Source organism: Roseateles aquae (assembly GCF_032337115.1).
In the GTDB taxonomy this organism is placed as follows: domain Bacteria; phylum Pseudomonadota; class Gammaproteobacteria; order Burkholderiales; family Burkholderiaceae_C; genus Roseateles_C; species Roseateles_C aquae.
The window spans coordinates 57,001-71,303 of record NZ_JAVXZY010000012.1 but is presented as its reverse complement, the minus strand read 5'-3'; the positions used below and the strand labels follow the sequence as shown (position 1 = coordinate 71,303).

Genomic DNA, 14,303 nt, shown 5'->3' with positions numbered 1-14,303 from the left:
AGCCGGTGGCCGTGCAAACAGGCCCCGCCTCGACCCGCAGCGGGGCCAGGACAGGGCCTGCAAGACCAGACGGCCGTTCAGCCGGCGATCACAGCACCCGGTTGTATTCCAGCCAGAACTGGCGACCGTGCGGCAGGTAGTAGCCGACCGGGTAATAGGGCCAGGTGGCGGACGGGTCCTTGCGGATGTCGCCGAACAGGTTGTTGACGATCAGGCTCACGCTGTTCTTCTTGTTGAACTGATAGCCGGTGCTGAGGTTGAAGTTCCAGTACGGGCCGACCCAATCCTTCTTGTCCTCGCTGGAGAGCTTGCCGTTGCGCTGGCCGGTCAGCGTGTGGTTCCAGGCGCCGTGCTGCCAGCTCAGCGTGGTGATCAGCTTGCTGGGCCAATCGCTGAAGTCGTGCGTGCCGACCTGGTTGGCGCCAACGTCGCCATCGAACTGCGCATAGTGGTAGGCCTGCACCCGGGTGTACTTGGCGGTGGCGCCGAAGCTGCCCCAGTCGGCCGTCTTCCAGCCGTACTTGGCCGAGATGTCGAAGCCGTGGGTGCTCTGGCGCGCGGCGTTGATCGGGTTGGTGGCGATCTCGATCACCTCACCCGGCTTGACCACGGCATCGGCCGGGTTGCGGCGCACGCGGCGCACGGCGTCCACACAGCTCGGCGAGCCGGCATCCTGCTTGCCTGTGCGGCACTCGGCCTCGTCGCGCAGGATCTTGTCGGAATCCAGATCGGTGACCAGATCCTTGATCGCGATCTTCCACAGATCGACGCTGATGTCGAACTGCTGGCTGGGCGACCAGACCAGGCCCAGGCCCCAGGACTTGCCCTTTTCCGACTTCAGATCGCGCGAGCCGGTCTTGACGTAGTTGAAGCCCGGCGAGAGGTCGACGAACTCGCAGGTGTCCAGCGGCTGGCCGGCCTGCGCGCAGCGGTAGTAGTCGCTCGACGAAGCGTAGTAGCCGCGGCTCTCGGCGGTGAAGATATAGCTCATGTCCGGCGCGCGGAAGCTGCTCGCGTGGTGGGCGCGCAGCAGCAGCTCGTTCGTCGGGCGGAACTCCAGGCCGGTGTTGTAGGTCAGCGCGCCATCGCTGCGGCCGGCAAAGCGGTAGCCGTCGTAGCGGGTGGCCAGCGTGGCGGTCAGCTGCTTGGTGAACGGGGCGTTGAGCTCAGCGCCCAGTGCGTAGCGGCTGCGTGAGCCGCTGACCTCGGCCTGCTGCGTGGTGTTGTAGAACACCCCTTGGCCCAGGCGCGGATCGGCCCGATTGCTGAAGCCCTGGCTGCCGGCTTCGGCCAGCAGCGCCGCCCGCAGCGGGCCACCGGCCAGCTGGCTCAGCTCGCCGCTGGCGTTCAGCGACAGGTTGTGCGTCCAGGCCTTGTTGTGGCCGACGCTGGTGCCGGCAATGCTGTCGAACTCGGCCGGTGTCAGCGCGCTGTAGAGCCGCTTGGCATCGGCCGCGTAGATGGGAATGCCCTTGGCGTCGACGCCTTGCTGCTTGCCGAGGAAGAACTCGTCGACATTGGCCAACAGACGCGGCGTGTGGGTGTCGTTCTGATAGACCGAGGTGTTGAACACCGCCTCGAAGTTCCAGCCGGCCCCCAGCTCGCCGCGCGCGCCCAGCGCCAGGTTGTGCCAGACGTCGCGCCATTCGCGGTTGAAGCGCGCCGCGCCGCCGATTTCCTCGGGCGCGATGCGGCGCGACCAGATCTCCAGCTTGCCGCTATTGCTGTTGCGGAAGTAGCCGGGGCCGGCCGCGGCCGAGGTCCAGGCCGGGCCGCGGGTATTGTTCTCGGTGCTGTTGAAGCCCAAGAGGCCTTCGGCGAACAGCTCGATGGCCGGCGACAGCTCGTAGTTCAGCACCGCCGCGAAATTGCTGCTGGTGTTGCCGGTCTGCGTGGTCCAGTAGCTTGGCGAGGTGCGGCCGCTGCCGCAGAAGCTGCCGGCCTTGGCCGTGGCCGGCGCCAGCGAGCCCTCAAACAGCCCGGCATTGGCCTCGCAGCTGCCGGCCGGCGGGGCGATGTATTTGTTGCTGGCCGCATCCTTGCGGCCGAACACCACGCCTGGCGCCGCGCCCTTGAGCGTGTTGTCGGCCATGAAGTCGCGCTGGCGGCTCCAGATCGGCTGGCGCGCGCTCAGCTCCACGCCCCAGACGCCACTCAACTTCTCGCCCTGCAGGCCGCCGCTGAGCTGGGCCCGCAGGTTCTCGCCGCCGCCCAGCTGGGTGCCGCCGCCCTTGATGTTGAGGGTCAGGTCTTGCGCCTGCTTCTTCAGGATGATGTTGACGACGCCGGCAATCGCGTCCGAACCATAGATGGCCGAGGCGCCGCCGTTGAGGATCTCGATGCGGTCGATCAGCGCCGAGGGGATGTTGGCCGTGTTGACGAAGTTGACCGAGCCCTCGTAGGCGGTCGGATAGTCGGCGATGCGCCGGCCATTGATCAGCGTCAGTGTGTGGTTGGGGCCCAGGCCGCGCAGGCTGATCGCGTTGGCCGCCGGCGTGAAGGTGTTGCCGAAGTCTTCACCCTGGGTGAAACCGGTGTTCTCGGTCAGTGCATTCAGCGCGTCAGCGACGTTCTTGTAGCCAAGCTTGTCCAGGTCTTCGCTCTTGATCACGGTCACCGAGTTGGGCCCCTCGGCCCGTGCCCGCGAGATCCGCGAACCGGTCACGACGACCTGTTCCAGGGACTTGGCGGCCGCCGTGCCGCCCTCGGCCGCTGCGGGGGTTTGGGCCAGGGCCGCCTGCGGCAGCGCGTAAGCCAGGCTCAGGGCCAGCGCGAGCGGCGCCAGCCTGTTCGGGAACAGGGTCTGCATCTTGAGAGATTCCTTGTGGGGGTGGGCGGGGCCGCAGCCCAGCGTGTTGCCGGGCGGGCCTGCGAGGCCGGGCGTTGTGCTCGCCGGCGACGTCATGGGCGCTACTCTAGGGATACCACTTAGATGCCGGAAGCAAGAATTGGTGATTTGCTTATGAAGCCGCTGCCACTTGACTCATATCGAAACAACTCAGGCGCGCGGCCCGGCGCTGGCGGATGGGGGTACTCAGCGCAGGGGCAGCGGCGATGTTGCGGTAGTTGGCATCAACGGCTTGGCCGCCATCAGGCCGCCTGGGCAAACGGTGTGCGGATGTCGCTGAGGAATTGCTGGGCGCGCGGGTGCTGCGGGCGGTTGAAGAACTCGGCCGGCGTCGCGCGTTCCAGCACCTGGCCGGCGTCCATGAACAGCACGCGGTCGGCCACCTCGCGGGCAAAGCCCATCTCGTGAGTGACGCAGACCATGGTCATGCCCTCGGCGGCCAGGTCCTTCATCACCGCCAGCACCTCGCCGACCATCTCCGGGTCCAGCGCGCTGGTCGGTTCGTCGAACAGCATCACCGGCGGCTGCATGGCCAGCGCGCGGGCAATCGCCACGCGCTGCTGCTGGCCGCCGGAGAGCTGGGCCGGCAGCGCATCGGCCTTGTGGCCCAGCCCGACCCGGCGCAGCAGGGCCAGCGATTGCTCATGGGCCTGCTCGCGCGTGAGGCCGCGCAGCTGGCGCGGCGCCAGGCTGCAGTTGTCCAGCGCACTCAGATGCGGGAACAGATTGAACTGCTGGAACACAAAGCCGATGCCGGAGCGAAAGGCGTTGACGTCCAGGCCGGGGCGATGAATGTCCTGGCCATCGAGCAGGATGCGGCCCGAGTGGATGGGCTCCAGCCGGTTGATCGTGCGAATCAGCGTGCTCTTGCCCGAACCTGAGGGCCCGCAGACAACGACGACCTCGCCGCGCTGGATCTGTTCATTGATGTCGGTCAGCGCGGCGTAGCTGCCGTAGCGTTTGTTGACGCGGTCAAAGCGAATCATTGGGGGGCTAGGCCTTGTGGTGAAGGGACGGGCGAGCCGGCATCGCTGCGCTCGGGCAGCGGACGCGGCGCGGCATTCAGCCGGCGCTCCAGCGCATAGGCCAGCCGCGACAGGCCGAAGCAGAGGATGAAGTAGCTGCCGGCCAGCGTCAGATACACCTCCATCGGCTTGACCAGCACCTGGGCATTGATCTGGTTGGCGATATAGGACAGCTCCGACAGGCCGATGATGGTGCCCAGCGAGGTTTCCTTGATCGTCGAGATGAACTGGTTGACCAGCGAGGGCAGCATATGGCGCAGCGCCTGCGGCAGCAGCACCAGGCGCAAGGCCCGCCACCAACTCAGGCCCAGCGAGCGGGCCGCTTCCATCTGGCCCTTGGGCAGCGCCTGCAGGCCGGCACGAACAATCTCGGCCAGGTAGGCCGCATCGAAGAGCACCAGGGCCGCCAGCATGGTGCTGAACTGATCGGTCTTGTGCCCGGTGACGCTGGGCAGAAAGAAGTAGGCCCAGAACACCACCATCAGCAGCGGCGTGCCGCGCACCACAAACACCAGGCCGGTGACCGGCAGGCGCAGCCAGGCCAGCGGGCTGACCCGCGCCACGCCCAGCAGCACGCCCAGCGGCAGCGCCAGCAAGAGCCCCAGCGTGGCCAGCACCAAGGTCAAGGCCAGTCCACCCAGCGGGCCCTTGGGGTATTGGCCGATCAGGAAGTACAGCCAGTAGGTATCGATCAGTTCAAGCATCGTTGCAGCTCCTCAGCTCGCCACGCGCAGCGGATAGCGCCATTGGTAGAGCTGGGCCAGTGCGGTGATCAGCAGCGAAATGCTCAGATAGCCGGCCGTCACCAGTGCAAAGGTCTCGAAGCCGCGGAAGCTGGCGGTCTCGACCCGCTGAGCCTGGTACATCAGCTCGGCCGCGCCGATCACGGTGGCGATGCTGGTGTTCTTCCACAGGTTCAGCGTCTGCGAGATCAGCGGCGGCACCGTGATGCGAAGCGACTGCGGCAGGATCACCAGGCGCATGCTTTGCAGAAAGCCGAAGCCCAGCGCGCGCGCCGCCTCCAGCTGCGTATGAGGCACGGCACGCAGGCCGGAGCGGATGTCCTCGGCCATGTAGGCGGCGGTGTAGATGGTCAGTGCAATCACCGCGGCAGCGGCCTCGATATTGCCGCCGTAAAGCCAGGCCTTGAGGCCCTGCGGCAAGGCCTCCGGCGCCGCGAAGTACCAGAACAGCATGTGCACCAGCAGCGGCACGCTGCGCACCCCTTCGACATAGGCAAAGCCCAGCGCCCGCGCCAGCCGCGACGGGGCCAGGCGCAGTAGCGCGATGGCGGTGGCCAGCGGCAGCGCGGCCAGCAGCGTCAGCCCGCTGAGCTGCAGCGAGACCAGCAGGCCGCTGAGCAGCCAGTCACGGTACTGGCCCTGCAGCAGCAGCGTGAAGTCGAGATGGGGCATGGGGCAGGGGATAGCGTGAAAAACGCCCCAATCGATCGACTGAGGCGTGGGGGCGTCTCGCTAGAGACGCCGGTGCATTGGTGTGAATCTGGTGTCGAGGATCAGTCGCTCATGGCTGGATCGTGATCAGCCCTCCACCTTGTCGCTGTCGATCTTGAACGTGCGGCTGGGGAACTTCAGCTTGGTCGCCGGGCCGTACCACTTGACGAAGAGCTTCTCGGCCTCGCCGCCCTTTTCCAGCTCGCGCAGCACGCCGTCGATCAGTGCCTTGAACTTGCTCTCGCCCTTCTTGATGCCCAGTGCCAGCGGCTCGACGCTGAGGTTCTGCGGCAGGATGGTGTACTGCGCTTGGGCGGCGCCCAGCTTGGCATGCTGGTCCAAGAGCGAGACCTCATCGTTGACAAAGGCCACGCCCTTGCCCTGCTGCAGCGCCTGGAAGGCCTGCGGGCCGGTTTCAAAGGTCACCACGTCGACATTGGGCACCGCCTTGCGGATGTTCGGCTCCTGCGTACCGCCCTTGATGGTGACGACCTTCTTGCCGGCCAGATCGGCAACGTTCTTGATGCCGCTGTCGCTCTTGACCAGCACCTTCTGGCCGGTGACGAAGGTGGTCAGCGAGAAGTCGATCACCGCTTCGCGCTCCTTGTTGTGCGTCAGCGAAGCGGCCAGCAGGTCGACATGGCCTTGCTGCAGCTCGGGGATGCGAGCGGCCACGGCGAGCTGCTTGATCTGCAACTTGACGCCGATCTTCTTCGCGATGGCCTGGGCCAGATCGACCTCGTAGCCGATGATTTCGCGCGTCTTCGGGTCGATGAAGCTGTTCGGCTCGTCGGTGCCGAGCACGCCGACGACGAGTTCGCCCTTCTTCTTGATGTCGTCCAGCTGATCGGCGTGGGCAAGCCCCAAGCCCAGGAAGCTGGCGGTCAGGGCCAGCAGGCTGCTGGTAAGGAGGCGGCGATTCAGATGCATGGGAAGAACTCCTGGTTCGTGAAAGCTGATGACGGTGAATGCTAGGGTTAGCCCCAGGATCGACCAACGATCCGATCTGCATGTGCTTGCTCGTTTTATGCAGCAAAGCCGGCGCTTATATGCAGCCACCGAGTCGACGAAGCCGGGGTTCCGCGCCACCAGTCCATGCATCGACCGTCTGCGCACAAGCTCATGAGGAATTCACGCTTCGCCGCCGGCGAACCGAGCCTTAACGTGCGCGGTCGCGTTGCGCTGGGCGACAACCGCCCGTCGCGATTCACCTCTACACCAGCCGCCCACCCCTGCGGCTGCCTCATCGCAAGACCTCATCCATGACCGCTCGACTACCCCTGGAGCCGCGTCCCGCCGTGCTGGACCTGATCGGCAACACCCCGCTGCTGCCGGTGAACCGGCTGGACACCGGCCCCTGCCAGCTGTTCCTGAAGCTTGAATCCCACAACCCCGGCGGCTCGATCAAGGACCGCATCGGCCTGGCCATGATCGAAACCGCCGAACGCCAGGGCCTGCTGCAGCCAGGCGGCACCGTCGTCGAGGCCACCGCCGGCAACACCGGCCTGGGCCTGGCCCTGGTGGCGCGTGCCAAGGGCTACCAAGTGGCCCTGGTGGTGCCGGACAAGATGTCGGCCGAGAAGGTCTTGCAGCTCAAGGCCCTGGGCGCCCAGGTGCATCTGACCCGCTCCGACGTTGGCAAGGGCCATCCCGAGTACTACCAGGATGTCGCTGCGCGGCTGGTGCAGGAGATTCCTGGCGCCTGGTACGCCGACCAGTTCAACAACCCGGCCAACCCGCTGGCACATGAGACGACCACCGCGCCGGAGATCTGGCAGCAGACCGGCCACAGCCTGGATGCCATCGTCTGCGGCGTCGGCTCCGGTGGCACCATCACCGGCCTGTCGCGCTTCTTCCGCCGCGTGCAGCCAGGTGTGGAGATGGTGCTGGCCGATCCGGTCGGCTCCATCCTGAAGGACTACATCGACACCGGCGCCTTCGGCGAGGCTGGCTCCTGGGCCGTTGAAGGCATTGGCGAAGACTTCATCCCGCCGATTGCCGATCTGCAGGGCGTGCGCCAGGCCTTCAGCATCAGCGATAGCGAGAGCTTTGCCACCGCACGCGAGCTCTACCGTGCCGAGGGGATTCTGGCCGGCTCATCGACCGGCACGCTGCTGGCTGCCGCGCTGCGCTACTGCCGCGCACAGACCGAGGCCAAGCGTGTCGTCACCTTTGTCTGCGACACCGGCACCCGCTACCTGTCCAAGGTCTACAACGATCACTGGATGTTCGACCAAGGGCTCCTGAAGCGCCAGGCCCAGGGCGATCTGCGCGACCTGATCTCGCGCCGCGCCGAAGATGGCGCGGTGATCAGCGTCGGCCCGCAGGACACACTGGCCACCGCCTTCTCGCGGATGCGCCAGGCCGATATCTCGCAGCTGCCGGTGCTGGCCCAGGGCCGCCTGGTCGGCCTGCTCGATGAATCCGATCTGCTCGCCCGGCTGCAGCAAAACGCCAGCCGCTTTGGCGACGCCGTGGCCAGCGCGATGAGCGCCGAGGTCAGCACGCTGCCTCCTAACGCCAGCCTGGAGCGGCTCAGCGCGCAGCTGAAGACCGGCCTGGTCGCGGTCATCGCCGACGAGCAGCGCTTCTATGGCCTGGTCACCCGCTTCGACCTGCTCAACCACCTCCGCAAGGGCCTGGCCTGAACGTTCAAGAAGTACAGCAAGACACCATGAGTCATTCACAAGCACAAGAGGCGCTCGCCTTCGACACCCGCGCCATCCACGGCGGCCAGCAGCCCGACCCGCTGACCGGCGCGGTGATGCAGCCGATCTACGTCACCTCCACCTACCGCCAGCAAAGCCCCGGCGTGCACCAGGGCTACGAATACGGTCGCACCCACAACCCGATACGCCAGGCCTACGAGCGCGCCGTCGCCAATCTGGAAAGCGGTGTGCAGGGCTTTGCTTTCTCGTCCGGCCTGGCCGCCATGGCCACGGTGCTGGACACGCTGGACCAGGGCTCGCACATCGTCGCCAGCGACGATCTCTACGGCGGCAGCTACCGCCTGTTCGAGCGTGTGCGCAAGAAGAGCGCCGGCCTCAGCGTCACCTATGTGGACAGCAGCAATCCGGAGAACATCCGCGCCGCGCTGCAGCCCAACACCCGACTGATCTGGATCGAGACGCCCAGCAACCCCTTGCTCAAGCTGACCGATCTGCGTGCGGTGGCGGCGATTGCCCGCGAGCATGGCGCCTATGCCGTGGCCGACAACACCTTTGCCAGCCCCTGGGCACAACGCCCGCTGGAACTGGGCTTCGATCTGGTCGTGCATTCGGCCACCAAATACCTGAACGGCCACAGCGATGTGATCACCGGCGTGGTGGTGGTGGGCGGCGAAGCGCGCCAGGCGCCGCTGCGCGAGCAGCTGGAGTTCCTGCACAACGCCGTCGGCTCCGTGGCCGGGCCGTTTGACAGCTTCCTGGCCCTGCGCGGCCTCAAGACCCTGGCTTTGCGCATGCAGCGCCACAGCGACAGCGCGCTGCAACTGGCCCAGTGGCTGCAAGAGCAGCCCAAGGTGCGCCGTGTGCACTATCCCGGCCTGGAAAGCCACCCGCAGCATGCGCTGGCAAAGGCGCAGACGCGCGGCTTCGGCGGCATGATCAGCGCCCAGCTCGACACCGATCTGGCCGGCGCACGCCGCTTCCTGGAGCGGGTGCAGATCTTTGCACTGGCCGAAAGCCTGGGCGGCGTGGAAAGCCTGATCTCGCTGCCCGCGCTGATGACCCATGCCTCCATCCCGGCCGACAAGCGCGCCGCACTGGGCATCACCGATGCCCTGGTGCGTATCTCGGTGGGCATCGAGGATGTGGCCGATCTGCAGCGCGATCTGGCGGCCGGGCTGGCCGCCATCTGAGCGCTTAGCGACGCCAGTGCTGGCGCTGGCCGCTTCCCTACCGGGAGGCCGCGCACTATGCTCGCGGCCATCCATCGCTTTGAAAGACAAGCATGCACGAGTCCTATCTCCTGGTGCTGGCCGTGATCGCCTATGTGGCCTACCAGCACATCAACCTTCAGGAACGGCTGAGTCGCAGCGAGGCCAAGCTTGACGCGCTGCTGCAGCATCTGGGCATCACCGAAGGGCAGTTCATTGAGCCGTCGGCCGAGGTCCGTGCGCTGGCCCAGGACCCGAAGCGCCGCATCGAGGCGATCAAGGCCTACCGGCGCCAGACCGGCCTGGGGCTGAAGGACGCGGTAGCCATGATCGACAAGCTGCAGGCCGAAGCGCCCAAGCAGCCCTGAGCCGGCTTGTGCTCAGGCAGGCAGCGCGCAAGAGAAAGCCGCCGGCTGCAGCGCATGCCGGCGGCTGTGGGCCTGAAGGCTGATCGCGTTCAGCGTCCGGCAATCCTTCGCACCACGGCGGCGAGATGGTCGATCTCGTCGCAGGTGTTGTAGAAGGCCAGCGACGGCCGCACCGTGGCTTCGAGGCCAAAGCGGCGCAGGATAGGCTGGGCGCAGTGGTGGCCGGAGCGCACCGCAATACCTTCCTCGTTCAGCGCACGGCCGATGTCCTCGGTCTTGTGGCCCGGGATCACGAAGGACAGCACGCTGGTCTTGCGCAAGGCCGTGCCCACCAGGCGGACTTTCGGGATCTGCAGCAGCTTGTGGGTGGCGTAGTCGAGCAGGTCGTGCTCGTACTTCGCCACGTTTTCCAGACCCAGCTTTTGCAGATAGTCCAGCGCCGCGCCCAGGCCCACGGCATCGGCGATGTTGCCGGTGCCGGCCTCGAAGCGAGCCGGTGGCGGCTGGAACACGGTGCGCTCAAAGGTCACGTCGGCGATCATGTTGCCGCCGCCTTGCCAGGGCGGTGTCTCCTCCAGCACCTCGCGGCGGCCGTAGACGACGCCGATGCCCGTGGGTGCGAAGACCTTGTGGCCCGAGAAGACCAGAAAGTCTGCGCCCAGGCTCTGCACATTGACACGCAGATGCGAGACCGACTGTGCCGCGTCCACCAGCGTGCGTGCGCCGGCGGCTTTGGCCAGAGCGACGATCTCGTTGATCGGCGTGATCGTGCCCAGCGCGTTGGAGACATGCGTGACCGCCACCAGCTTGGTCCGCGGATTGAGCAGCTTGCGGTACTCGTCGAGCAGGATCTGGCCGCTGTCGTCGACCGGGATCACCCGCAGCTTCGCGCCCCTCTCGGCCGCCAGCTGCTGCCAGGGCACGATATTGGCGTGGTGCTCCAGGTGGGAGACGATGATCTCGTCGCCGGCGCCGATGTGCTTGGCGCCCCAGCTCTTGGCCACCAGATTGATGCCCTCGGTCGCGCCGCGCACGAAGATGATCTCTTCGCTTGAGGCCGCGCCGAGAAAGCGCGCCACGGTGTTGCGCGCACCTTCATAGGCATCGGTGGCCCGCGCCGCCAGCTCATGCGCGGCCCGGTGGATATTGCTGTTCTCGTGTTCGTAGAAATACGAGAGCCGCTCAATCACCTGGCTAGGCTTTTGCGTGGTCGCCGCGTTGTCCAGCCAGACCAGCGGCTTGCCGTTGACGCGCTCCTGCAGGATGGGGAAGTCGCGCCGCACCGCCTGCACATCGAAGCCGCCGGGCGCACTGCGAGGCTGCGTCTGCGGCTGGCCAGCGCGCGCCTCATGGGCCTGCACCTGGGCCGGCTGCACGAAGTAGTAGCCACCACTTTCGTCGCGGCTGCCGCTCAGCTCGGTGGTGCCGGGCTGGCTGCTGTGCACGCCGCCGAGCAGGGCCTTGAGCGTGTCCTGCCCAGGCAGCCCAAAGGCTTGCGCAGTGATGCGGTCCTCAGGCTCGGGCAGGGGCGCAGCGGCCGCTGTCACCGGATGCGTGGCCTCGTTGACGAAGTAATAGCCGCCCGGCGAAGTGCTGGCCGGGGCGCCCCCGCCTTGCGGTTCCTTGGGGTGCGAGGTCGAGGGCAGAGCCGAGGGCAGCGCCGCGGCATAGGCCTCGGGCACGCCCTGGGCCACGCCGCCCTGGCGCGGTGCCTGGGCCGCGTGGGCCTGACCAGCCGGTGCGGCATCCAGCTGCGGCGTCAGGTCGTCGCGCAGGTCCAGATCAGGCTCGGGCTTGGCCGGCGCGGCCTGGGCCACGAAGTTCGGGCTGGGCTCGCCATTGGGCAAGGCGGCGAAGAACTCGCCGGCCAGACGGCTCAGCGTGCCGATATCGGGCAAGCCAAGGTCGGCGATCGAAGTGGGCTGTTCGGCGCCGGGCCGCCCCAAGCCGAACGCTTCCCCTTGGGGGGGCGACGCCACAGGCGTCTCGGGGGCCTTACTTGTAAGTATCTGGATACTCATGGTACTTGCCGATCTCCACGTCATCCAAGAGGGCCAGGGCGTCATCGCTCTGCACCGCCAGCGAGCAGTACAGCGAGATCAGGTAGGAGGCGATGGCGTTGCGATTGATGCCCATGAAGCGCACCGACAGGCCGGGGCTCTGCTCACCGGCCAGGCCCGGCTGGAACAGGCCCACCACGCCCTGGCGCTTCTCGCCCACGCGGATCAGCAGGATCTTGCTCTTGCCATCGGCGACGGGAACCTTGTCGGACGGGATCAGCGGCACGCCGCGCCAGGTCAGGAACTGCGAGCCGAACAGGCTGACGGTGGGCGGCGGCACGCCGCGGCGGGTGCATTCGCGGCCGAAGGCGGCGATCACCAGCGGGTGGGTCAGGAAGAAGGCGGGCTCTTTCCAGACCTTGGTCAGCAGCTCATCCAGATCGTCGGGCGTCGGTGCGCCGGTCAGCGGGTAGATCACCTGCTCCGGGGCCACGGCCGAGAGCAGGCCGTAGTCGGGGTTGTTGATCAGCTCGGACTCCTGGCGCTCCTTGATGATCTCGATGGTCAGGCGCAGCTGTTCCTTGATCTGGTCATGCGGGCTGCTGTAGAGATCGGAGACGCGGGTGTGCACATCCAGCACCGTGGACACGGCATTCAGGAAGTACTCGCGCGGCTGCTCCTCGTAGTCGACAAAGGTCTGCGGCAGCTCGCTCTCGTCGCGCTTGGCGCAGGCGACGCGGATGTCCTTGGCGTTCTTGACCTTGTTCAGCCGGTAGATGCCGGCTTCCACCGGCAGCCATTGCAGCAGATGTACGAGCCAGCGCGGACTGATCGTCGACAGTTGCGGAACGGTCTTGGTGGCATTGGCCAGCTGGCGCGCAGCGGAGTCGCTGAGCGCGAGTTGGGGTTCCTGGATATCGGCCATAGGGGCTCCTTGTGGTGGCGTGACGGCGTGATGAAATGCAGAAAGCGCAGCGCAGGGTCAGGCCTTGCCTGGCTGCACTTGCACTTCGTTTTGGGAATTGGCTTGGGTGATGTGGCTGCCCGGTGGCACGCTGCGCGTGACCCAGACATTGCCGCCAATCGTTGAACCGCGGCCCAGGGTGATGCGGCCAAGAATCGTGGCGCCGGCGTAGATGACGACTTCGTCTTCGACGATGGGGTGGCGCGGCAGGCCCTTTTGCAGATGGCCCTCGCCATCGGTCGGGAAGCTGCGCGCACCCAGCGTCACCGCCTGGTAGATGCGCACCCGCTCGCCGATCACGGCCGTCTCGCCGATGACGACGCCGGTGCCGTGGTCAATGAAGAGGCCGGCGCCGATCTGCGCGCCGGGGTGGATGTCGATGCCGGTGCGCGCATGCGAGAGCTCGGCCACCAGCCGGGCCAGCAGCGGCACGCCAAGCTGGTAGAGCCGGTGGGCGATGCGGTGATGGATCATCGCGGCGATGCCGGGGTAGCACAGCAGCACCTCGTCGACGCTGCGTGCGGCGGGGTCGCCCTCGTAGGCGGCCAGCACATCGCTGTCGAGCAGGCGGCGTATGGCCGGCAGGCTGTGGGCGAAATCGCGGGTCAGCGCCGCGGCCTGCGCGGCCAGTGCCGCTTCATCGTGGCCGTGGCCGTGGCCGTGGCCGTGCTGGCGGGCGACATAGCGCAGCTCCAGCAAGACCTGAGCCCGCAGCGCGTGCAGCTGGCTGTTCAAGGTGTGGCCGACGTAGAAATCCTCGCCATCCTGGCGCAGCTCGGGCGGGCCCAGCCGCATCGGGAACAGCGCGCCGCGCAGGCCCTCGACGATATTGCCCAAGGCCTCGGCCGAAGGCAGTTCGCGACCGCCGGCCTCGCGCGGCCGCTGCAGGCTCAGGCGCCAGTCCTGGCGGGCCTGACGCAGCGCGGCCACAACGGTATCAAGCTCCAGCTCAAGCTCTGGCTTGTGTGCCGGCAGCAGGCCGGGCAAAGGGGCGTTCATGACGGACTACTCCTGCGCAATTCATGGGCGAACGGCCAGCCGCCATCGGCGCTGGCTGCGGCGCCCAGGCGGCAGTAAAGACGGCGGTGGAGACGGGGTTTCAGTCCTGCTGCCAGGGCAGGCCGTGGAAGCGCCAGCCATCGGCGTGGCCGCGCTGCTGCCGGGCATCCAGCTCGCCCTCAAAGCCTTCCAGCACATTGAAGACCTGGGTGAAGCCGGCCTTGGCGGCCGCCTCGGCGGCCAACGCCGAGCGCTTGCCGCTGCGGCACAGCAGCAGCACCAGCGCCGTCTTGTCGACCTTGGCTTCCAGCTCGCGGACAAAGCGCGGATTGCGCGTCAGCGCGGTGCCGGTGGCCCAGGCCACATGCTGGCTGCCCGGCACATGGCCGACAAACTTGCGCTCTTCGCCGGAACGCACATCAACCAGCTGCGCAGCACCGGCCTGTACCAGCGCCCAGGCCTGCGGAGGCGTCACACCGCCCGCATAGGGCAGGCCGGCGGCTCGGGCGCTGGCACGCGCGGCTTCCAGCAGGGCCTGGTGCTCGGCAAGCAGCGAGCCGGGTTCGAGTTCGGGGGCAAGGGCGGGCATGGGGTGATCTCCGGGGCAAGCTGGGCAAGGCTGCCCAATCGATGCCTGCAGCTTATGAAGCAGCCGCCATGCGCAGAAGCGACAAATCTTCCGATCTTTATACGTTGAGCATATAAAGCGTCTTGGCATGGACGTCGCCCTTGGCCCGCGCATAAGCAAGTGAGCAATGCGTGCTTGGT

12 protein-coding genes are annotated in these 14,303 nt (G+C 67.0%); 3 read left to right on the top strand and 9 right to left on the bottom strand.

Going from position 1 to position 14,303, the window contains the following annotated elements; genetic code table 11:
- Nucleotides 1-88: 88 nt before the first annotated feature.
- The 5 genes from RQP53_RS22225 to RQP53_RS22205 form a co-directional block, all read right to left on the bottom strand.
- Nucleotides 89-2,809 (bottom strand): TonB-dependent receptor plug domain-containing protein, encoded by a 2,721-nt coding sequence (locus RQP53_RS22225; RefSeq protein WP_315652900.1) that lies wholly within the window; start codon nt 2,807-2,809, stop codon nt 89-91.
- 281 nt (nt 2,810-3,090) lie between these two features.
- A complete protein-coding gene (locus RQP53_RS22220; RefSeq protein WP_315652899.1) occupies nt 3,091-3,834 on the bottom strand; it encodes an amino acid ABC transporter ATP-binding protein in 744 nt (247 codons plus the stop codon).
- Nucleotides 3,831-4,577, bottom strand: a complete 747-nt coding sequence (locus RQP53_RS22215; protein WP_315652898.1) for an amino acid ABC transporter permease — start codon at nt 4,575-4,577, stop codon at nt 3,831-3,833. Before RQP53_RS22215 ends, RQP53_RS22220 begins: the two co-directional genes overlap by 4 nt.
- Before the next feature lie 12 nt (nt 4,578-4,589).
- A complete protein-coding gene (locus RQP53_RS22210) occupies nt 4,590-5,288 on the bottom strand; it encodes an amino acid ABC transporter permease (RefSeq protein WP_315652897.1) in 699 nt (232 codons plus the stop codon).
- A gap of 126 nt (nt 5,289-5,414) precedes the next feature.
- Nucleotides 5,415-6,257, bottom strand: coding sequence for an ABC transporter substrate-binding protein (locus RQP53_RS22205; RefSeq protein WP_315652896.1), 843 nt, complete (start codon nt 6,255-6,257; stop codon nt 5,415-5,417).
- Nucleotides 6,258-6,589: 332 nt separating this feature from the next.
- Here RQP53_RS22205 and RQP53_RS22200 point away from each other — a divergent pair, with 332 nt between their 5' ends.
- From RQP53_RS22200 to RQP53_RS22190, 3 genes are all read left to right on the top strand, one after another.
- Nucleotides 6,590-7,975 (top strand): cystathionine beta-synthase, encoded by a 1,386-nt coding sequence (locus tag RQP53_RS22200; RefSeq protein ID WP_315652895.1) that lies wholly within the window; start codon nt 6,590-6,592, stop codon nt 7,973-7,975.
- Nucleotides 7,976-8,001: 26 nt separating this feature from the next.
- Nucleotides 8,002-9,186, top strand: a complete 1,185-nt coding sequence (locus RQP53_RS22195) for a trans-sulfuration enzyme family protein (RefSeq protein ID WP_315652894.1) — start codon at nt 8,002-8,004, stop codon at nt 9,184-9,186.
- Nucleotides 9,187-9,278: 92 nt separating this feature from the next.
- The gene (locus RQP53_RS22190; protein WP_315652893.1) at nt 9,279-9,572 is read left to right on the top strand and encodes a hypothetical protein; all 294 of its coding nucleotides are present in this window, start codon (nt 9,279-9,281) and stop codon (nt 9,570-9,572) included.
- Between the two features lie 89 nt (nt 9,573-9,661).
- Here the strand turns inward: RQP53_RS22190 and RQP53_RS22185 are convergent, their stop codons facing one another.
- The 4 genes from RQP53_RS22185 to RQP53_RS22170 form a co-directional block, all read right to left on the bottom strand.
- Entirely contained in the window at nt 9,662-11,551 is a 1,890-nt protein-coding gene (locus RQP53_RS22185; RefSeq protein ID WP_434064139.1) for a family 2A encapsulin nanocompartment cargo protein cysteine desulfurase, read from the bottom strand.
- A gap of 16 nt (nt 11,552-11,567) precedes the next feature.
- Nucleotides 11,568-12,497 carry a family 2A encapsulin nanocompartment shell protein gene (locus tag RQP53_RS22180; RefSeq protein ID WP_315652891.1) on the bottom strand — a complete coding sequence of 310 codons (930 nt, stop codon included), beginning with the start codon at nt 12,495-12,497 and terminating at the stop codon, nt 11,568-11,570.
- Between the two features lie 57 nt (nt 12,498-12,554).
- Complete coding sequence (gene epsC, locus RQP53_RS22175; protein WP_315652890.1) at nt 12,555-13,535, bottom strand: serine O-acetyltransferase EpsC; 981 nt, start codon at nt 13,533-13,535, stop codon at nt 12,555-12,557.
- 100 nt (nt 13,536-13,635) lie between these two features.
- Nucleotides 13,636-14,124: a rhodanese-like domain-containing protein gene (locus tag RQP53_RS22170; protein WP_315652889.1), complete on the bottom strand. Its 489-nt coding sequence runs from the start codon at nt 14,122-14,124 to the stop codon at nt 13,636-13,638.
- Nucleotides 14,125-14,303: the final 179 nt, after the last annotated feature.

What these genes read in the sequence shown, in the direction of transcription:
- RQP53_RS22210 (WP_315652897.1), bottom strand. Translation starts at nt 5,288, where the DNA reads ATGCCCCATCTCGACTTCACGCTGCTGCTGCAGGGCCAGTACCGTGAC.
- RQP53_RS22215 (WP_315652898.1), bottom strand. Translation starts at nt 4,577, where the DNA reads ATGCTTGAACTGATCGATACCTACTGGCTGTACTTCCTGATCGGCCAA.
- epsC (WP_315652890.1), bottom strand. Translation starts at nt 13,535, where the DNA reads ATGAACGCCCCTTTGCCCGGCCTGCTGCCGGCACACAAGCCAGAGCTT.
- RQP53_RS22205 (WP_315652896.1), bottom strand. Translation starts at nt 6,257, where the DNA reads ATGCATCTGAATCGCCGCCTCCTTACCAGCAGCCTGCTGGCCCTGACC.
- RQP53_RS22195 (WP_315652894.1), top strand. Translation starts at nt 8,002, where the DNA reads ATGAGTCATTCACAAGCACAAGAGGCGCTCGCCTTCGACACCCGCGCC.
- RQP53_RS22170 (WP_315652889.1), bottom strand. Translation starts at nt 14,124, where the DNA reads ATGCCCGCCCTTGCCCCCGAACTCGAACCCGGCTCGCTGCTTGCCGAG.
- RQP53_RS22190 (WP_315652893.1), top strand. Translation starts at nt 9,279, where the DNA reads ATGCACGAGTCCTATCTCCTGGTGCTGGCCGTGATCGCCTATGTGGCC.
- RQP53_RS22180 (WP_315652891.1), bottom strand. Translation starts at nt 12,497, where the DNA reads ATGGCCGATATCCAGGAACCCCAACTCGCGCTCAGCGACTCCGCTGCG.
- RQP53_RS22200 (WP_315652895.1), top strand. Translation starts at nt 6,590, where the DNA reads ATGACCGCTCGACTACCCCTGGAGCCGCGTCCCGCCGTGCTGGACCTG.
- RQP53_RS22225 (WP_315652900.1), bottom strand. Translation starts at nt 2,809, where the DNA reads ATGCAGACCCTGTTCCCGAACAGGCTGGCGCCGCTCGCGCTGGCCCTG.
- RQP53_RS22220 (WP_315652899.1), bottom strand. Translation starts at nt 3,834, where the DNA reads ATGATTCGCTTTGACCGCGTCAACAAACGCTACGGCAGCTACGCCGCG.